Here is a 19,958-nt window from a genome sequence, read left to right on the forward strand (position 1 = left end):
AGCACACATCACATGAGTGATACCTGGCTTGTAGTCGGGCTCGGAAACCCCGGGCCCGGCTACAGCCGCAACAGGCACAATATTGGCTACATGGTGGTTGAGGAACTTGCCTCCCGCCTGGGGGCCAATTTCACGAGCCACAAATCAAAGGCCCTCGTGGCCACCGGCCGGCTCTCGGTTGGCGGGCACAAGCTGATCCTGGCCAAGCCCACCACGTTCATGAACCTCAGCGGAGGCCCGACGGCGGCACTCGCCAAGTTCTACAACCTCCCGGCCGCAAACGTGGTGGCCGTCCACGACGAAATTGACATCCCCTTTGACACCGTCAAGCTCAAGCTTGGCGGGGGCGAAGGCGGGCACAACGGCCTGCGCGACATTTCCCGGGCCCTGGGCACCAAGGACTACTACCGCGTGCGCGCAGGTGTGGGCCGCCCGCCCGGCCGCGCCGACGCCGCAAGCCATGTGCTGCGCGACTTCTCCACTGCGGAGAACAAGTCACTGCCGTTTTTGATCGACAACTCCGCAGACGCCGTTGAACTGCTCGTCACAGGCGGGCTGCTGGCGGCGCAGGAAAAATTCCACTAGGGCCAACTGCGCCAAACGCCCCCTTCTGGGCCGTGAAAATCCACCACGGTCCAACGATTCCCCGATCTGTCCGGGACGGCTGCAAACGCTGCTAGAATCAGCCTAATTGCGGCAGGGGCACCTCGGGTGCCTGTCAAATCTCCGGAGGTATTAGGGATACGGTGATGACAAGCGTCTGGGGTGAATGGCCAGCCCCTCGAGGCGACAGGACAGGGCCCGGCTCTGGTCGTCGCGAGATGGGTGCAGCCGAACGCCGTCGCTGGTCCTCCTTCATTCGGCAAGACCTCGTTGGCACAGCCGCGGACAGGCTCGCCGACGCCCAGACCAACGGTGTGGTGGTCATTGGACCCCGCGGTGTCGGAAAAACCACGCTTGCACGCTCCGTGGAGCACCACCTCGAGGGCACCACCCACTTCGTCAAACTGTTTGGCACCGGCACGGAAACGGCAGTGCCCTACGGGATGTGGGGCGTACAGTTGGCACGCCTGGACGGTACAAGCCTCCAAAATCCCAACTCCATCATCCAAGGAATCTCCGAGCTGGTAACGGCCGACGCCGCCGGCCGCAGGATTGTGGTGGTCCTGGATGACCTGCAGGCCGTGGATACATCCAGCATGGGCGTGCTGATGCACCTGGTGTTCAGCGGTGTCGCAAAGGTCATGGTCCTGGCCCGCAGCACCACCGAATTGCCGGAGGACTTGATGTGGCTGCTCAAGGACCGCCTGCTCTCGGAACTGGTGGTGGGTGCTTTCACGCTGCATGACGTCCACGAGTTGATCACCAAGGCCATGGGCGGGCGGGTGGCTGCCGCCACCGTGGTCTCCCTGTTCGAGTCCAGCGCCGGCAATCCGCTGGTGCTGCACACGTTAATCCACGAGGAAATCAACCGCGGCCACCTGATGCAGCACAATGACACCTGGGTTCTCAACGGCGGTCGATCCGGGCCGCCCTCAGGCCTCTTGGCGGAACTGGTCCAGGAACGGCTCGGACGCGAATCTCCCAGCATCCGGCACGGGGTTGAAATGATGTCGCTGGTTCAACGAGTGCCTTTGTCGCTGGTGCTGGATGTTTTGGGCGCCGACACCGTGAACGAGATGGAGGAACTGAACTACCTGGCCATCAGCCGGAAGCCCGGACGCTACACTTCGCTGGCCGAACCGTTTTTGGCTGAAACCGTCCGGGGCATGATGGGAACGGAACAAAAGGCCAGCCTCTACGCCGAGCTGACGGAGACCGTGTCCTTGGAGTCGCAGGTCCTCACCCGGCAGGAACTGCTGGTTTTTGCCGCCTGGGCGCACGATGTGGGAATCCCCCTCAAACCCGAGGTGGCGCTTGCCGCGGCCAAGACTGCCTTGTTGTATTCGGATCCCTTGCTGGCCCTGACATTCACCGACGCGGTTGAGCCGGGCACGCCCTACGCCGTCTATGCCGCGCTGGAACGAAGCGCAGCGCACGCCCTGCTTTCCGACTACCCACGGGCCGTGGCTGAAATCCTGGACACCAGGGAGCTGGCCGACGCGTGCCTGAACATTGGTGACCACTCGGGATGGATGGGGGAACTCTGCAACGCCCTGCTGTGGGTGGACGGGGGAGCGGAGCAGATTCCCGGCCTGCTCGTGGAAGAGTCCGCCAGGATCGATGCCAGCGACGGCGATCCGGGGCAGCTGGAACTCGCCAGGAGAAACGTGAATCTCGCGATGTTCCAGCACCAGGTTCAAACGGGCCTGCTTGCCCAAACTGCGCAGGCGCTGGAGGCCGCCTACCTGGAAATGGAGGATGTGGACTACAGCCTTTTTTGCGGGAGCCTGCTGGTCATGGCCTGGGCCGCCACCGGACGGGAAATGGACGCCGTGGAGCTGGCAGTTGAGATTTCACCGCGGCTTGAGGGCCAATCCAGGTTTATTCGCCAGCCGGACCTCCACATCCAGGGCCTGGTGCTTGCCCTCGCCTGGTCAGGACAGTGGCGGCGGGGCGTTGAGGTGCTCACCCAGATGCTGCGCACCATGCGAAGCCGTTCGGAATATCTGGGCGGGATCATTGAATTGGGACTGGGCATTGTCTACCTCTTTGCCGGCAGAAGCCAGGAGGCCGTGGAAATCCTGACGGTGGCAGTGGCGCAAATGGAAATCCGGGACACCTACCGCTGCACGCAACTGGCCTATGCGTCCCTGGCCTGCGCCTTGGCCCAGCTGGAGGACGACGCCGGGAGCACAAAGTTCCTTGCCCTCGCGGACGGCCTGGCACCCAACACCGAATGGGTCTACCTGGACCTGACCCGGTACTTCAGCCTGGTGGCCCGGCGCATCATGGGCGACCCGCGCGCGGCGGACGCCCTGGCTGTTTCGGCGCAGGAGGACGCCGCAGCCGGCCGCCACACGCTGGCCTCCCTGAAGTTGCTGGGTGCCTCCGCCCGTGCCCGGGAACAAGACATGCCGCTGTTGTTGTCCACTGCGGGCAAGCGACAGGGCCCCCTGGCCTCACTGTCCCAGCTGATTGCCCAAGCCGTCCTCGCCAAGGATGCGGACAAGGCCTTGGCTGCGGCAGCCGACGCGCAGGAGCTGGACCTCGCCGACATGGAACTGCGCTGTGCGTTGCTGGCCCTGGACCTGTCCCGGTCCGGCGGCCTCGCCCGGCAGGCCAGGGAAGCCCAGGTAAGAATTGACCGCCTGGCCCCGCGGACCCCGGGTTCCCCATTGATGGCGGCCAACGAGGGGGTTAAGCTGACTCAACGGGAATTGCAGGTGGCCAAGCTCGCTGGCCGCGGACTGGCGAACCGTGACATTGCGGAGCAGATGGGGGTGTCCATCCGCACTGTGGAGGGGCACCTGTACCAGGTTTTTGCCAAGCTGGGACTCAGTTCGCGCAGTCAGCTGTTTCAGATGGGTGAATTCTGGTGAAGCACGAGGAGCACAAGCAGCACGGGGAGTCCCCGGTGGTTCCCGCACACACGCCCTTTGTGCGCACGGCCGAACTTGCCGACATTCAAAGCGCCATTGACAATGAGGACTGCCAGGCTGTCATCCTTCGCTACGACACCGGGCAGGGTGCCTCCAGCATTCTGCGCCGCCTTGCCGGGGATGCCGGCAGCACCAGGGCCGTGATGGCCCTGCACGGCACACCTTCGCTGAGTTCGGTGCCCTATGGGGCGCTGGCGCCGCTGCTGGGTGAGATGAAGGGCGACGAAGTCAGCCTCCGAACCACCGTGTTTCGCGCCGTGCTGGCCGCGATGGAGAGAAACGGCGGAGGGCTGTCAGGCAGCGGCAGGCGGTCACTGGTCATAGTTGACGATGCCCACGCCATTGACCCGGCGACGGCGGAATTGCTGGTCACGCTGGTGCTTTCCGGGACCATTCAACTCGTGGCCTCGCACCGGCGCAACAGCCGGCTTCCCGAGCCCCTTCCCCGGCTGTGGAGCAGCGGCAGTGCCGAGACCCTTGAGCTGGGTCCGCTGAGCCGTGAACAGGGGCACGAATTTTGCCGTGCCGTGCTGGGTGCCCCCGTTGCCCTGCCTGCAAGCTGGTATTTCTGGTCGCGGTCGCGCGGCAACCCCATGCTGCTGAAGATTCTGCTCGGCGAGGCCCTGGACAACGGACTGCTCACCCAGAGCCGCGGCACTTGGGTGTACCACCTGGGGCGGCGTCGGGTGGGCCGCACCCTCCGAGACGCGGTGCGGCAACAAATCCGCGGGCTGAGCGATGCTGCCGAAATGGCCCTGGACCTGGTGGCCTTGGCGGAACCCATTTCGCGCGAGGTGGTTGAGCAGGTGTCCGGTGTGGACGCCGTGGCGGAATTGCTGGGCCGCAGCCTCATCCAGGAGCAGCGTGGGGTTGAGCCCCAGCTCCAGCTGGCCAACCCCATCTATGGGGAAGTCATCCGGCAGATGGTTCCCCCGGCGCGCAGCCGCATCCTGCACGACAGCCTGCTGGGGAAACTTCAGGCCCACCCCTCGGGCACCGACGCCTTGCTGCGGCGGGTCAGCTGGGCGGTGGACAGCGGACTGGAGGTCTCCACGGACCAGCTCATGCGCGCGGCCCTGATCGCGTGCAAGCTGTCCCAGCCAACTCTGGCCCTGGAACTTCTTGACCACATCAACGGCCAGGACTTGACCCTGCGGGTGCGGGCGGTTCAGGCCAGGGCCCACTACATGGTGGGCCGCTACGAACAAGCCGCGGAACTCCTCGAGGATGCGTTTGACCAGGCGGAGTCCCTGGATGAGCTGCTGTTTGGCTCGCTGCTGCGGGCCACCACCAGGCTCGCCCTGGGCATGCCGGCGGCCAGCATGGAAAAGGATGTGGCCAGGCTGCTCGCCGCCGGCGAACGGCTCAAGGCGGCACAGCCTGAGCAGGCAGCGACGATCACCGAGCACGTTGCCCAAAAGGCCATGCTGCTGGAATTGATGAAGTTGTCCCTGGACGGGGACTACGGCCGGATGCTCCCGCTGATCACATCCGTGCTGTCCGGAGGTTCCGGGCTGTCCATGGAGGAACGCCGGCTCAATGAATCTATTGCCTTGGCCATGGATGCCGAGAGGCTGTGCGCCCTGGGTCTGGCCTCGCAGAGCCAGGCACGCTCGGCGGAAGCCTTCGCCATTGAGCATTCCGAGGTGCATGATGTTTTCTTCATTCCGGAAATGATCGTCTTCCGCCAGTTGACCACGGCCCTGTGCTCCGGCGACCTGAACCTTGCGGCCAAACTGCTGGACCAGTTCTTTGTGGACACGGGGCCCGTCATCATCACTTTTGGCGGCGGCGCCAACGTTGCCCGCGGGATGGGCCTGATCCGGCAGGGGCAGCTGGGGGAGGCCCTGGAGGCCCTGCTCCCGGGCATTGAATCCCTGCGCGACAGCGATCCCCAGCAACTACTGGGCTTCTGCATCTCCATGGCTGCCTATGCCGCCGCCAAGTTGGGCCGGCAGGACGTGGCGGCAGGCCTCATTGCAGAGCACAGGGAGAGACCTGCAATGTTCCTGGTCACGGCGCACGAGCGGGCCTTCATGGCAGCGGCGCGCGAGTACCAGACGCACGACGGCGCTGGGCTGGCGGAACTGCAGGCCCTGGCCGGGAGTGCCAGGATTCAGCAGGCACCGCTCTTGGAGCTGAACGCCCTGGCGATGGCCGTGGAACTTGGCGACCTTGGCCCGGTTGACCGCCTCCTGCAGATCTGCCCCACGGTTGAGGGCGCCTGGTCCGAATCAATCCTCCAGATCTGCCAACGGCTGCACTCCGGCACCGACGGGGCCGGCCCGGGGCCGGCGGCGGCCCGATTGCCCAAGCTCAAGGATGCTGCACAGGGGCGCACCACGGTCTTTGGCACACTTCCGCTCCTGCCGCACCAGTTGGGTGCCGCAACCGGCCCATCGGTTGCCCAGGGCATGCCGGCAAAATCGGGGAACATACTCCTGACCCGCCGGGAACGGGAAATCACCGCCTTGGTGGTGGAAGGGTTCTCGGACAAGGAAATTGCCGAACGCCTGCAGCTTTCCGTGCGCACTGTGGAAGGCCACCTCTACCGCTGCTATGCAAAGATGTCCATCAGTGGCCGGCACGAGATCATCGGCCATGAATGGACCCTTGAACCAGGCACTTGACGGGCCGGCACAGGTAGGTGACTGAGTACTCAAACGGGTAGTACTTGCGCGTTTGCCCCCTGCGAGTACTGGGAAATAGAGTACCGACTACTCATGTGCGGCTGTGACCTGGCTCCTAGTGTTGAAGTACTGGAGTTGGCAGTACATTAGGGAAGGTCTCGACCCATGTCTCATACGGTCTTGGAATCGGCGCGCATAGTGACGCGCCCAATAATGTCTCAGCATGGTCCCGGCAAGGGTGGCGACGCATTCGCAGCAGTGCGTGAACCCATGCTGGAAACCATCATGGGAAAATTGCGCCACAGGGACAGCTGTGGCGTTGTCTTGCTCGGTGAGTACGGGGTCGGAAAGACCTGCGTGGCCAAACAAGCGCTGCGCCTGATCGATCCGGAGTGCCTGGTGGTCTCGTTGCGGTGCAGCGCCAGCACCGTCAGCATCGACTACGGCGCCTTGGGCCCGTTGATGGGCGGGATGGCCGCCGACGCCGTCGACAGCCCGATGTCGGTCTTCCGTGCGGTGTCGAAGGAGCTGCAGCTGCGTGCCAGCCGCCGGCCCGTCGTGCTGTTCATTGACAACGTCCAGGACCTCGATGACCACTCGGCCCTGATCGTGAGCCAGCTGGCGGTGGGCAAGGCAGTCCGGCTGCTGCTGACCGGCGACACGCTCACCTCCATGCCGGCGGAGATCCTCGGCCTGTGGCGGGACGGACTCATCACCCGCATGGACGTGCTGCCCATTTCCGAAGTCGATGTCCGGCCATGGCTTGAGGAATTCCTGGAAAGGCCTGTTGCCGCAGCTGCGGCCAAGGCCCTGTACGCGGCCGGCAGTGGCAATCCCAGGTTCTTGACCGTTGTTGTTGAAGAGCAATTGAATGCCGGCAGCATCGTCCTGAACGAGGGTGTCTGGGTGCTGTCCGGCAGCCCGTTTGTCTGCGGGCGCAACAGCGTTGACACCGTGATGACGGCGCTGATGTCGCTCTCCGACCATGAGCGCATGGTGGTGGAGACGCTGGCCCTGTCCGGCGGGCTGTCCGTCGGTGCCCTCATGTCCTTTTGCGACGGCGCCGCAGTCGATTCCCTGCAGCAGCGCGGTTTCCTGACCATCGGAAAGGGCGATCAGGCCGTTGTCACACTCAGCAACAACCTCATTGTCCAGGTGGTGAGGCAGGAAGTCCCCGCCGGCCGCAGCCGCGAACTCCAGCGGCTTGCGGCGGCATCCGCCGACGGCCTGGGCGGCGGAATCGCGGACAATTTCCGCCTGGCGGTCTGGGCCATCGACTGCGGCCGGCCGGAGGGCGGGGACCGTGCCCTGGCCCAGGCCCAGGCGGCGAACACGGCCGGATGTCCCGAGCTGGCCATGCGCATCCTTGAGTCGATTCCCGGCCACGGTTCCAAACCGGCCATGATGATCGAGAATGCCCGGGCCCTGCTGGAACTGGGCAAGATGGACAAGGCCAGGGCTGTTCTTCAGTCGCCGACGCTGCGGGACACCGAGCTGCCCCTGGCGCAGTGGGTGGACGTCATGCTGCTGCGCATGGCAGTGCAGGGCGGGGCGCAGGCCGGCGCCCCAGACGCCCCGGACATGCTCCAGACAATTCGCCGACGGCTCGACAATGAGCAGGAAGGGCAAGGGGCAGGCAACGCAGACCTTCAGGAGCGGCTCCAACTCGCCGAAATTGACCAGATGTTGAAGAAGGGCCGGTACGCTGAAGCCGCACCGCAGCTTCAGTTGCTGCACACCACCGGCATAAGCCCCTCCACCCGGCTCGTGGCCGGCCTGTGGCTGATAGAGGTGTGGACCCTGACAGGCCGCGCCCTCGATGCGGCCGCCATTGCCGGGGAGATTGAACTCGACGCCATCGTCCGGGACGATGCGGGACCCTTTGACGATCTCGCAGGATCCGCGCTGGGCACCGCCATCACGGCCCTGCTGATTTCCGACAACAACGGCGGCCCCATGTTTCATGCTGCCCAGGGCCCCCTCAAGAGGGTTCAGGCCGCCACACTGGGACAGCTTGTGGAAGGGCTCATGCACGCCTATTCCGGGCGGGCCGACAAGGCCCTGACGTCACTTCTGGCGGCGGCGAGCCAATTTGACCAGCTGCACGAGACCGCCCCGCAGGCGCTGGCCTATTCAGCCCTTGCCTACTCCTATGCGCTCAAGGGAGACGATGAATCGGCAGCCACGTTCATCACCCGGCGCAGTGCCCTGAGCTTTGGCGCACCCCGGCTGATCCTGCTGGCGTGCGAATCATTTGAGGTGTTGGCATCCGCCGAGATCTCGTCCCGTGAAAAGGCCATCGTGGCCCTGTACTCAATGGCCGATGAAAGCCGCCGGGGCCAGATGGCTGCCTTGGAGATGGGGTTTCTTTGTGCGGCCGTCAGGCTGGGGAGCCTCTCAGGTGCCCAGCGGCTCATGGACCTTGCCGCCGGTGTGCAGGGCCCGTGGGCCAGGTGCTGTGAAGGTTTTGCCCAGGGCATCAGGACAGGAAACGCGCCCCAGCTCCTTGCCATGGCGGAAGCGGCCAGCGACTACGGTGACGATCTCTTTGCCCGCGACATCGCCCGGGCCGCACTCAAGATTGCCGGTGACGACGCCGACAAGAACTCCCTGCGAATTGCCCACCAGATCATCAGGAATGGCGTCCTGAAGCTGGGGCACGTCAAGCTCAGCAGCGACGATGGCCAGATGCTGACGTTCCGGGAGCAGGAGATCGCGTCCCTGGCCGCCCGTGGGGCCAGCAACAAGGCCATTGCGGCACAAATGCACATCTCGGTCCGCACCGTGGAAGGCCACCTCTACCAGGTCTATTCAAAGCTTCAAGTGACCTCCAGGGCGGAGCTGAGGGAAAGCCTGACCTGAACTATTCGTGGGGCCGGGCAACCGGTGTGGTCCATGTGTGCAGGTTTTCGGCAATCTTTTCCACGGCCTCGCCAATCGCCATGAAACTGGTGTCGATGCTGAAGTCGGCGTCGGTGGGGACCTCGTAGGGGGAATCAATGCCTGTGAATCCCGGAAGTTCCCCCCTGCGGGCCTTCGCGTAGAGTCCTTTGCGGTCCCTGGCTTCGCAGACCTCCAAGGGTGTGCAGACATGAACCAGCACAAACTTCCCCACAGATTCGGCCATGTGCCGGACCTCCTTGCGGGTGCTCTCAAAGGGCGCGATGGGGGCGCACACCACGGTTCCGCCAACCCGCGAGACCAGGGTGGCAACCCAGCCAAGCCGCCGGATGTTGGCCTCCCGGTCCTCGGTTGAAAAGCCCAGCCCGGGCGAGAGGTTTCTGCGGACGTCGTCCCCGTCGAGCAAGGTGATGGCCGTGGGGCTGTCTTGCTGCAGGCGTTCCGTGAGGGCACGGGCCAAGGTGGACTTTCCGGAGCCGGACAGGCCGGTCAGGAAAATGACTGTGCCGCCCTGGACGGAGGCGGCCGTGCCCCCTGCGGGCCGTGAAGATCCGGCTGCGCCAGTGGTGAAATCAAGCGTGGCATCCCCGCCCAGATTGCTCAGGACATGCCCCAGCAGGCCCGAATTTGTGCAGACACCGTCAGGTGCGGGCAGGACAAGCAGGCCCACCCTGGCGTCGGCGACCACACGCTGCGCGGCACGGAGCTGCTCCAGCAGGGGCATCACGGAATAGGCACCGTGCGGCTGCGTGCCGCACAGGGCAATCAACCACGGCACGGCATCCAACTCCCGGGCCGTGTCCAGGCACTGCGCCAGCTCGGAGGGCAGGGGAGGTGCGGAAAAGACTGCAATGACCGCGGCCCGGCTGCGCCCTGCGCGGGGCAGGGGAGAGCTCAGGCGAATGTCCCGCGCGGGGGGATGCTCCGCGGCCCGAATGGTTGCCACAGAGCCGGCCAGATAGCAGCGCCCCCCGTCGCCGTCACTTTTGCCCGTCACGTCCATGCGGACCAGCGGGGTGCCATCAGGGTCTGTCAGGAACGCGCAGCTGCTCGCCAACGCCTGTTTGCCCAGATCATCGGGCACCTCGAGGGTGAATTCACAGGGCCATGAATCCGGGGCAGCCCCGGGGAGCGCATAGCCGTCTGCCGGGGCGAGCAGGCCGCCAACCAGGAGCTCAAGCTCATCCAGTGGGGCGCCGGACAGCGCGAAGTGCGGCGGTGCGGGGGACGTGCCGGGTGCAGAATTCATGTGCGCCACAACTTTCAGGTAAAGGTCAACGGTTTGACAGCGTCTTGCGCACCTGGCGGATGTCCGTCACGGCCAGGGCCGGCAGGCCGTGCCGCTTGCGCAGCAGCATCCAGGTCAGCGGGGCCAGGATGAGCATGGCCACGAGGACAATCGCGGTGGTCTGGTTGTCCACATCGAGCATCTTGAGCCCCGATGCCACCAGGACAAATGCCAGTGCCTTCCTGATGAATCCGCCGGTGAGGCGGCTGGACAGCTGGGCGCCGAGGTAGACGCCGGGGATGCTGCCAACCAGCAGGGGGAGTGTCAGGCCCAGGTCCAGGTCGCCAAAGAACATGTGGCCCACGGCCGCCGAGGCAACCAGTGGGACTGCCTGCAGCAAATCCGTGCCGACCAGCTGGTTGGCCTTCAGGACCGGGTAGAGGGCCATGAGGCCAACAATGATGATGGAGCCGGACCCCACGGAGGTCATGCCCACAACCACCCCGCCCACAATGCCAAGGCAAATGGTGGGCAAGGGCCGGATCTTCAGGGGGCCCGATTCTACTTCGGCGACCGAGGTGCCGCTTCTGCGCTTGGCCCGCTCGGCCATCTTCAAGTACTGGCGAAAGACCATCAGCGTGGCCGAGACCAACAAGGCCACTCCCAGTGCCACGCGAACCGCATCCTGGACGCGTTCCCCCGGGCCCATCCACTTCAGGATCAGCACCCCGGCAAATGCGGCCGGGACAGATCCCACAACCAGCCACTTCACCACCTGGAAATTGACTGTCTTTTGCCGCCAGTGCACCCAGGATCCGATGGGCTTCATCACGGCGCTTGCCACAAGGTCGCTCGACACGGCGGCCAGGGGCGGGATGCCGAAAATGAGCACCAAGGCTGGCGTCATGAGGGCGCCACCGCCCATTCCCGTGAGTCCAACAACCACGGCAACCATAAACGCCACTGCAACAACAGATAGGTCCATGCCTATAGATCCTGCCACCGGGTTCTCCGTGTGGACACGCGTAATTTGTCTGCCCGCCACGTGGTTGCCGTGGAACCAAAACAGTAGCCGGGCAGGTAAAAACAGTAGTGGAAATCGTTGCAATTCAAGGGTGTGCCGGGCCTGTGGCAGCCAATGGCGCAGGGCAACCACCTGGTGGTCCAGGCATGGGGAGCCACTGTCAGTGGTGGGAGCGCAACTGCCGCATTCGCCGCAGGGCCATGTGGTGCGGGTGGTCGTCCAGGCCGGCTATGGCCGCCCCCAGCAGGCTCGCGGACGCCGCCGGCGTTGCCAGTCGCGGAGCTGTGCGCATGCTGTCGGGCTGGCTCATGGCAAGATCCAGGGCCCGCATGAGTTCCACCTCGGATTCGGCGTCAATCGCCTGGCCATGGCTGGCCATGGTCCGGGTGAAGGCGACCTGGTGGCCGTCCACCACCTCGTTGAACTCGGGCAACCGGGGGACGGCGATGGGCATGTGCCCCACCGAGCGCGCATCAAGAATGGAGCCGGGGCCCCCCTGGACCACAACGATTTTTGCGCCGGCATAGAACTGCAGAAGGTCCTCGCGGGGCATGCGCAGCACTCCCCGCGCCAGGGTTGGGGCCTTGCTGGCCCCGTGCTGGATCAGGCAGGTGGGATGGTCGGGGCGTGAATCCAGCCAGTCCTCGACCCAGTCAATCAGGCGGTCAAAGCGGTGGTGGTCGGTGCCCACGGAAACCACCACAGTGGGGCTGTATTCGCCGCTCACAGTATCGGCCCAATGTTGATGGCCTCGGGGTAGTAGCTCAATTGCTCTTCCCACTGGACGCAGAACACATCCGACATGGGGTAGCACAGCCGTCCGCTGAGTGTTGGCATGGTGATCCTGTCGAAACACTCAATGTAGACCGTGTGGATGTGCAGCAGGCGGGCCACAATAAAGAAGGGAACGCTGACGCCGGCCCCGGTGCTCACCAGGACATCCGGACGCTTCGCACGCAAGGTGGGCCACGCCAGGAAAAAATTGCGGATCGCGTTGGGTATGTTCCTCGTCGTCGGAAAATAGCACCAGGTGACGTCCTCGTTGGTCAACGCTGCCTCGACTTCCGGCCGGCGAAAAGTTACCCATGACCTGTCCATGTCCTTCCACCAGCTTTCCAGCGGCAGAAGTTGTGCCAGGTGCCCACCAGCCGACGCGACAAACATTACTTTCACTTGGTGGTCCTTTCAGCGAACATGAAAACATGCATCCAATGTGGGCGATGACATGAAGCCTAGGAGCGGGCCCGGGGCGAAGGCACGAGTACCGAGTACCTAACTTGCCGTTCGGAGTACTTGCCCCAGGGCCGGCCGGCCCCACCACCGTAGTCCGGATGCCAGGTCAAGTAGTTGCCGGGAGAATCCCCGTAATGGCTACGCGTGCACAGCGGGCAGCTAGTTTTCTAGGGTTAACGCAGTAGGCAAATATGGGCCCGAAATCAAGAACCTGGCTCCTGGTGCCTGCACCAATAGTTGACGTCGTGCCTCATTCGCAGTGTGGATGATACGACGGCGTCGGCCCCCTAATCGGAGTCGGCGGCGAAGGCGTTGTCTGAGACCACAACGTCACCCCCAGTCGCCGTCGGCTCCCTTCGCGGAGCCGGCGGCGAAAGCGTTGTTCGAGACCACAACGCCCCCCAGTCGCCGTCGGCTCCTTGCGTGTTTAATGGCCAACTACGTAGCCCTACTCAGTCGATTCAAGTACTTGCTACTCGTGTGCAAGCAAACCCCGCTCAATAAGCTGATGGCAGATCCGCAGGCATTTTCGCTGTGCGGATGAATCTTTTCCACTCACACCGAATGAACACTGGGGGAAATGTTGAAGCGCTTTGCTGACACGTCGACACTCTGCGGAAGGCAGGGCGCCCCAGGCCGTTGCGCAATGCGCCTGCAACGACTCCTCCCGCCCCGGATTCATCAGCCAGTTGGGAAGCATTGACATGAAACCCCTGGGCCACAGCAGCCAGAACGGCGGAATCCGAAAACTTGTGGGCGATGTTTCCATTTCCGGACTCGGCCCCCCGCCGGTGGCGGTGAGTGGGCCCAGTGCGGCGAAGACCGTAGTGGCCGTGCCGCCGCACCGGCCGGCCAAGATGCGGCGCCGGCATGAGAATTCGGAAAACTATGCCCTGCCTTGGGCACGGAAGTACCGCATCAAGCTGCGGATCACCGACACCGTGCTTGTCCTGGCCTGTGTATTCTTCAGCTCCGATGCCATCGCCGACAGCCTGGGCATCACCTCGGGCAGGCTCATGCAGGCCAACATCGGCATTGCCACGGTGTGGCTGGCCTGCCTTTGGCTGTGGCGGACCCGGGACCCGCGCCTGGTGGGTGTGGGGCCCGGCGAATACAAGAAGCTGATCAATGCCAGCACAGCCGCCTTTGGCTGGCTCGCCGTCATGTTCCTGATCTACGGCGCACACCGCATGTCGGTTGTTTTCCTTATTACCATGCCCGTGGGAACCCTTGCGCTCCTGCTGGGCCGGTGGGGGTGGCGACGCTGGCTAACCCGCCAACGGGCGTACGGCCACTACCTGTCCCGGGTCATTGTGCTGGGAAACAGGGAAGACGTGACCTATGTGGTGGACCAGATCGACAAGAAGACCGGTGCCGCCTATGAGGTGGTCGGCGTGGCCCTGGAAGACGCCGGGACCGAGCGCAACATCGAGGTTGGCCGGAAAAGGCTTCCGGTTGTCGCCGGACTGGACGACATTTGCGACGCTGTCCTGGAGCACAAGGCCGACGCCGTCATTGTTGCCGGCCAGGTGGCCCGCGGGGGCAGCTACCTCCGCGAGCTGGGCTGGAAGCTTGAGGAGAGCGCCACGGAACTCGTGGTGGCCCTGGCCCTGACAAACGTGGCCGGCCCGCGCATCCAGGTGCGTCCCGTGGAGGGGCTGCCCCTGATGCACGTGGACCTGCCACAATTCACCGGCTACAAGCACCTGCTCAAGCGGTCGCTGGACGTGGTTGCGTCCGCAGCGGGGCTGTTGGTCCTGTCCCCCCTGCTGGCAGTGCTGGCCATTTTGATCCGAAGGGACAGTGCAGGGCCGGTGATCTTCAGGCAGGAGCGGGTGGGCCGCGACGGCAGCGTGTTTGAAATGTTCAAGTTCCGGTCCATGGTGGCCGACGCCGAAGAGGTCCTGGCAACGCTGCAGGACCAGAACGAAGGCAGTGGCCCGCTGTTCAAGATGCGCGAGGATCCAAGGGTCACCAAGGTGGGTGCCTGGATGAGGCACTATTCGCTGGATGAACTGCCGCAATTGTTCAACGTCCTCAAGGGTCAAATGTCCCTTGTTGGCCCGCGGCCGCCGCTTGCCACCGAGGTGGAAAACTATGACGGCCACACCTACCGCCGGCTGTACATCAAGCCAGGCATCACCGGCCTCTGGCAAGTCAGTGGCCGTTCGGACCTGAGCTGGAAGGAAAGTGTCCGCATGGACCTCTACTACGTGGAGAACTGGTCCATGACAGGGGACTTCATGATCATGTGGCGAACGCTTCAAGTCATGCGGGATCCAGTGGGAGCCTACTGAGATGCCGGGCCTCAACCGGACCAACGTCGAATATTTGCTTGATTAAGATCCATATCAAATCCTGGGGGAGCTAGTATGAACCGCATCAATGACACGGCCGGTCAGTCCGACCAGCAACTGGCCAGCACTCTTGCCGGCAGGGCCGGTGGCATGCTGCTGGCCCTGCAGGCCGATTCGCTGGGCAACGGCCTCCCTGCCCGGGAGCTGAAGGACCTGGGAGACAGGCTGTCGGAGCAAATGCTCAATGCCGCACTCCGCGAGTTCCGGCCGGCGGACGCCATCCTTTCCGAGGAGGCAAAGGACAGCCCCCACCGCCTCGGGGCAGAGCGGGTATGGATTGTTGACCCGCTGGATGGCACCAAGGAGTTCTCCGAGGGACGCCACGACTGGGCCGTCCATGTTGCCCTGTGGAACCGCGGGACGCTGACAGCCGGCGCAGTGGCCCTTCCGGGACTGGGAACGGTGCTTGACAACGGCACCCCCCGGCCAGGGCCTCGAAGCCCAATGCAGCCCCTGCGGCTCGCGGTCTCACGGAGCCGGCCCTCTCCCATGGCCCAGGCGCTGTCCGCCATGATGCACGCCGAACTGGTGCCCATGGGCTCTGCCGGCTACAAGGCCGGAGCCGTGATCCGCGGCGAAGTCGACGCGTACCTTCACAGCGGCGGGCAGTACGAATGGGATTCGGCGGCACCCGTTGCGGTGGCAACGGCGCTGGGCCTGCACGCCAGCAGAATTGATGGAACACACTTGAGCTACAACCAGCCGGATCCGTACCTTCCGGACCTGCTGCTGTGCCGCCCGGAAATAGCCGCGGACTTGCTCCGCGCCCTTGAACTTCTTCTGGAAACCAATGACAGCCTTCAACCAACAGGTCTCTCCATGGACGGGATGCATCAACCATGAACACATTCGAATCCGGCGGGAACTACTCCCTGAGCCAGCTGCAGGCGCTTGAGTCCGAGGCCATCTTCATTATTCGTGAGGTGGTTTCCGAACTTGAGCACCCGGCACTGATGTTCTCCGGCGGCAAGGACTCCATTGTCATGCTGCACCTGGCCGCCAAGGCATTCGCCCCGGCGCGGGTGCCCTTCCCCGTCCTGCACATTGACACAGGCCACAACTTCGCCGAAGTCCTTGAAGTCCGGGACCAACTTGTGGCCCAACTCGGCGTCAACCTGGTGGTTGGATCCGTCCAGGACGCCATAGACCGGGGGCTGGTCCAGGAGGAACCCAGCGGTTCCCGCAACCGGCTCCAGACCCGCGTCCTGCTGGACACTGCCGACAAGTACGGGTTCAACGCGCTCATGGGCGGTGCCCGGAGAGATGAAGAGAAGGCGCGGGCCAAGGAAAGGATTTTTTCCTTCCGAGACGATTTTGGCCAGTGGGATCCCAAGAACCAGCGGCCGGAGCTGTGGAACTTGTTCAACACCCGCATTCACATCGGGGAGAGCATCAGGGTCTTCCCCATCTCCAACTGGACCGAGCTGGACATCTGGAGCTACATCGCGCAAGAGGGCATCACGGTGCCGTCCATTTACTACGCACACCAGCGCGAGGTTTTCGAACGCAACGGAATGCTGTTCGGCGTCCACGAGGTGTGCCAGCCGCGCGCGGATGAGCCCACGTTTGTGGACACTGTCAGGTACCGGACAGTGGGCGACGCCAGTTTGACGGCCGCCGTGCGCTCCGAGGCAACAACGGCCGCCGACATCGTCGCGGAAGTCGCGGCCACCCGAATCACCGAGCGCGGGGCCACCCGCGGCGACGACCAAGTCAGCGAAGCTGCGATGGAAGACCGGAAGAAGGAGGGGTACTTTTAATGGACCTTTTACGATTCGCGACGGCAGGGTCCGTTGACGACGGGAAAAGCACACTCATTGGGCGCATGCTGTACGACTCGAAGTCGATCTTCACCGACCAGCTGGAGTCCATCGAGAGGACCAGCCGGGAGCGTGGCGACGAGTACACGGACCTGGCCCTGCTGACGGATGGCCTGCGGGCTGAACGGGAACAGGGCATCACCATTGACGTTGCCTACAGGTACTTCTCAACCCCCAAGCGCAAATTCATCATCGCCGACACCCCCGGCCACATCCAGTACACCAGGAACATGGTGACGGGGGCATCGACCGCCGATGCCGCCATTGTCCTCGTTGACGCCCGCAAGGGCCTGAGCGAACAGAGCCGGCGCCACACCTTCCTGGTGTCCCTGCTGCAGGTGCCGCATCTGGTGCTGGCCATCAACAAGATGGACCTGGTGGACTGGTCGGAAGAAGTTTATGAGTCGATCAGACGCGAATTCGTGGACTTTGCCGCCAAGCTGGACATCTCCGACCTGACGGTCATCCCGGTGTCCGCACTTCAAGGCGACAACGTGGTGCAGTCCTCCACCAACATGCCGTGGTACCAGGGGGCCACGCTGCTTCACCACCTGGAGACCGTCCACATAGCCAGCGACCGCAACCTGGTGGATGTGCGTTTCCCCGTGCAGTACGTCATCCGGCCCCACCAGAGCAGCCACCACGACTACCGCGGCTACGCCGGCCAGGTATGCGGGGGAGTGCTGCAGGTGGGAGATGAGGTGATAGTCCTGCCGAGTGGCATGCCGAGCAAGATTGCAGCCATCCATGCGCCCAGCGGCCCTGTCGACTTTGCCTTTGCACCGATGTCGGTCACGATCTGCCTGGAAGACGACGTGGACGTCTCGCGCGGGGACATGATTTGCCGGCAGAACAACAGGCCAACAGTGGCCCAGGACATCGACGCCATGATCTGCTGGATGGGAAGCACACCCATGCAGCCGGGGCTTCGCCTGGCAATCAAGCACACCACCCGAAATGCCAGGGCCCTGGTCCAGGAACTGCAGTATGAGCTGAACATCAACTCGCTGCACAGAAACTCAGGTGCGGGCGAACTCAAGCTCAACGAGATTGGCCGCGTCCGGCTCCGCACCACCTTGCCGCTGCTGGCCGATGAGTACCGCCGGAACCGCCAAACAGGCGGGTTCGTGCTCATTGACGAGGCCACCAACAACACAGTTGCCGCCGGCATGATCCTCAACGCCAGCTAGCTGTTCTCCGCCCGGACCGGCACGACGAGGGGGCCCGCACCATGCGGGCCCCCTCGGCGTGTCGGGGATGCCCTGCCTACCAGTGCCATTCCCAGCCGTAGGAGCCTTCAAAGCCGCCCACCACGAACGCGGCGGAACCGGCACCCGCGGGGACATCCAGGATGACCAGGCCGGACTCGCTGTTGCCCGGCTCGATGGGAGACTTCAACAGATCAGAGGCCTTGACGCATCCCATGCTGTTGCCCACCGGATCCAGCAGCTGCTTGCCGGAAGCGTCCCAGCCCCTGAACTCGGCATTGGTCAGGGCCAGGTTGGGCCACCCGGAGTCGGCAAAGTTGGCGCCGGTGGTGACATTGATCGTCAACGCAACAAACTGCCCGTTGACACTGGGGGCAGCCGAGGGTTCGGTGCACTTGAAGTTGGTTTGGATCTTGGTGGCGGTGAGGGTCGCAAATTTATCACCTGTTGCCGCGCCGAACACGCTGGTCTGCCCCACCTGCTGGGGTTCGTTGCCGCGGCTGTTGAGATCAATGGAAGACAAGGGTGAGCCGCTGGCCGGGGCAGACTGGGTGGGTTGCACCGGAGCCGCTGATGATGCAGCCGCCGTGGGGGCGGCAGTGGTGGCGCCAGGCGTTGGGGAAGCCGTCCCCGAGGGGCGCGGTGAACTGCTGCTGGTGGCGGGGGGAGACGTTTGTGCCGTCCCCTGCCCATCATTGGGTGTACATCCTGCGGCAAGAACCAGTACTGTCGATGCCACCACAATGCTGAGCAGTTTTTTCATGGAATTCTCCGATGAGATTACGCCTGAGACTGACAACCCGTTGATTTGTCTGCCTTGATCCTAATTGAATGCATGCGTCATAGGTAGGTGCAAACAGGGGCTGTTGCGAAGACGTTAGAGAGCCCTAGCGAAGTTTGTCCCGGCAGCTCGGGGAAGAGAAAAAGTACCCATTGTTGGCGAATTTGCGGAACGCCTTGTTGACATCCGGGTTGGCGTTTATGGCGGTGTCGTCAATTGTCCAATCGCGTCCGCCGTCGTGGAGCCCGGACCGGTTCCAATAGACAAGGGCACGCAATTTGGGAAACTTTGCCATGTCCTGCGCAGCAGTTGCATAAAAGCTGTCAATGTAGGGGGCGGTCAGGACGGAATTCTCCACACCCCATTCGGCGAGCATCTGGGGAACGTCCGGATACTTTGCGGCTGCCCATGCATAAAACCCGGGCCAGGAACCGCTGGGCTGGTTGATCAACGCGGACATGGTGGGTGTTGCTGCCGGATTGAACATATACGGATCCTGGGCGATCCAGTCCACCACATCCCGCCCGGGGAACAAGTCTTCAAACCAGGGCTGCTTTGCCCACTTGGCCGTGCCTGCGTAGTTCAGGACGATGATTGACTTGTCGTTCGGGTCGGACCGGAGTACGTGGACCACGTGGGTAAAGAAGTCACGAAAGTCTGCCGGTGTTTGCCCTGACCCGGGGGCCGGGTCCACGAACCGCTCAAACTCCGCATTCAGCGAGAGGAAATACGGCTGTGAATACGATTCGCCGAGGTGTTGGGCCAATTGATGCAAATACGCATCCGCAGCCCCGTCGGCAACCTGGCGCCATGTCAGTCCGTCCGGCCGCCAGTTGTGAAAGGGAATGATTGACTCGCCGGGCCCCGACACCATGCCGATTTCCGCGGGACTCGGGAAAAGCTGTTCCTGCCCTAATTCATAAAAATGGGCCACGTCGACCTTGCGTCCGGCATCCGTCTGGAATTGCGCCAAGGCCTGGGCTGGTGTCTGTTCGGCTCTCAAGGGGGCCGCTGCCACGCCGAAGAGGACGTTGCATTCGTTGGGGACACCGGCTCCCGGCAGGCACAGCGCCAAGCCGACAACCAGGACAATGGTGGACACGAGGGCAGAAGGTGGCCGCACTGCATCTCCTTTCCACTCGTGGCACCCCCGTGCTTCCACCCTAGGAGACTGCCGGGAACAATGTAAGGGGTCACGCGTCCGGCGCAGGGAAATTAAACGCCCAAGCGCCGC

Annotated in this window: 14 protein-coding genes; 8 read left to right on the top strand and 6 right to left on the bottom strand. The window is 63.7% G+C overall.

Annotation, left to right across the window (positions count from 1 at the left end; all coding sequences use genetic code 11):
• Positions 1-12: 12 nt before the first annotated feature.
• The 4 genes from pth (at position 13) to PCK14_RS09545 (ending at position 9,034) form a co-directional block, all read left to right on the top strand.
• Positions 13-585, top strand: a complete 573-nt coding sequence (gene pth / locus PCK14_RS09530) for an aminoacyl-tRNA hydrolase (RefSeq protein ID WP_269938236.1) — start codon at positions 13-15, stop codon at positions 583-585.
• Between the two features lie 164 nt (positions 586-749).
• On the top strand, positions 750-3,482 hold the full coding sequence (locus PCK14_RS09535; RefSeq protein ID WP_269938237.1) for a LuxR family transcriptional regulator: 2,733 nt from the start codon (positions 750-752) through the stop codon (positions 3,480-3,482).
• On the top strand, positions 3,479-6,172 hold the full coding sequence (locus PCK14_RS09540; protein WP_269938238.1) for a LuxR C-terminal-related transcriptional regulator: 2,694 nt from the start codon (positions 3,479-3,481) through the stop codon (positions 6,170-6,172). The genes PCK14_RS09535 and PCK14_RS09540 overlap by 4 nt, the downstream gene beginning before the upstream one ends.
• A 213-nt stretch (positions 6,173-6,385) precedes the next feature.
• On the top strand, positions 6,386-9,034 hold the full coding sequence (locus PCK14_RS09545) for a LuxR family transcriptional regulator (RefSeq protein ID WP_269938239.1): 2,649 nt from the start codon (positions 6,386-6,388) through the stop codon (positions 9,032-9,034).
• A gap of 1 nt (position 9,035) precedes the next feature.
• Here the strand turns inward: PCK14_RS09545 and cysC are convergent, their stop codons facing one another.
• From cysC to pssD, 4 genes are all read right to left on the bottom strand, one after another.
• Positions 9,036-10,322: an adenylyl-sulfate kinase gene (gene cysC / locus PCK14_RS09550; RefSeq protein ID WP_269938240.1), complete on the bottom strand. Its 1,287-nt coding sequence runs from the start codon at positions 10,320-10,322 to the stop codon at positions 9,036-9,038.
• A gap of 25 nt (positions 10,323-10,347) precedes the next feature.
• On the bottom strand, positions 10,348-11,286 hold the full coding sequence (locus tag PCK14_RS09555; protein ID WP_269938241.1) for a sulfite exporter TauE/SafE family protein: 939 nt from the start codon (positions 11,284-11,286) through the stop codon (positions 10,348-10,350).
• A gap of 199 nt (positions 11,287-11,485) precedes the next feature.
• Entirely contained in the window at positions 11,486-12,052 is a 567-nt protein-coding gene (locus tag PCK14_RS09560; RefSeq protein WP_269938242.1) for a hypothetical protein, read from the bottom strand.
• The gene (pssD, locus tag PCK14_RS09565; RefSeq protein ID WP_269938323.1) at positions 12,049-12,489 is read right to left on the bottom strand and encodes a PssD/Cps14F family polysaccharide biosynthesis glycosyltransferase; all 441 of its coding nucleotides are present in this window, start codon (positions 12,487-12,489) and stop codon (positions 12,049-12,051) included. Before pssD ends, PCK14_RS09560 begins: the two co-directional genes overlap by 4 nt.
• Positions 12,490-13,262: 773 nt before the next feature.
• Between pssD and PCK14_RS09570 the strand changes: the two genes are divergently transcribed.
• The 4 genes from PCK14_RS09570 (at position 13,263) to PCK14_RS09585 (ending at position 17,925) form a co-directional block, all read left to right on the top strand.
• The gene (locus PCK14_RS09570) at positions 13,263-14,855 is read left to right on the top strand and encodes a sugar transferase (protein WP_269938243.1); all 1,593 of its coding nucleotides are present in this window, start codon (positions 13,263-13,265) and stop codon (positions 14,853-14,855) included.
• 75 nt (positions 14,856-14,930) lie between these two features.
• The gene (locus PCK14_RS09575) at positions 14,931-15,758 is read left to right on the top strand and encodes a 3'(2'),5'-bisphosphate nucleotidase CysQ (protein WP_269938244.1); all 828 of its coding nucleotides are present in this window, start codon (positions 14,931-14,933) and stop codon (positions 15,756-15,758) included.
• Positions 15,755-16,675 carry a sulfate adenylyltransferase subunit CysD gene (gene cysD / locus PCK14_RS09580; protein ID WP_269938245.1) on the top strand — a complete coding sequence of 307 codons (921 nt, stop codon included), beginning with the start codon at positions 15,755-15,757 and terminating at the stop codon, positions 16,673-16,675. The genes PCK14_RS09575 and cysD overlap by 4 nt, the downstream gene beginning before the upstream one ends.
• Positions 16,675-17,925 carry a sulfate adenylyltransferase subunit 1 gene (locus PCK14_RS09585; protein WP_269938246.1) on the top strand — a complete coding sequence of 417 codons (1,251 nt, stop codon included), beginning with the start codon at positions 16,675-16,677 and terminating at the stop codon, positions 17,923-17,925. Before cysD ends, PCK14_RS09585 begins: the two co-directional genes overlap by 1 nt.
• A 76-nt stretch (positions 17,926-18,001) precedes the next feature.
• Here the strand turns inward: PCK14_RS09585 and PCK14_RS09590 are convergent, their stop codons facing one another.
• Both PCK14_RS09590 and PCK14_RS09595 read right to left on the bottom strand, forming a co-directional pair.
• Positions 18,002-18,466 (bottom strand): hypothetical protein, encoded by a 465-nt coding sequence (locus tag PCK14_RS09590; RefSeq protein ID WP_269938247.1) that lies wholly within the window; start codon positions 18,464-18,466, stop codon positions 18,002-18,004.
• A gap of 364 nt (positions 18,467-18,830) precedes the next feature.
• Complete coding sequence (locus tag PCK14_RS09595; protein ID WP_269938248.1) at positions 18,831-19,799, bottom strand: hypothetical protein; 969 nt, start codon at positions 19,797-19,799, stop codon at positions 18,831-18,833.
• Between the last annotated feature and the right edge of the window lie 159 nt (positions 19,800-19,958).

This window comes from Arthrobacter sp. HY1533, assembly GCF_027568515.1.
GTDB lineage: Bacteria > Actinomycetota > Actinomycetes > Actinomycetales > Micrococcaceae > Specibacter.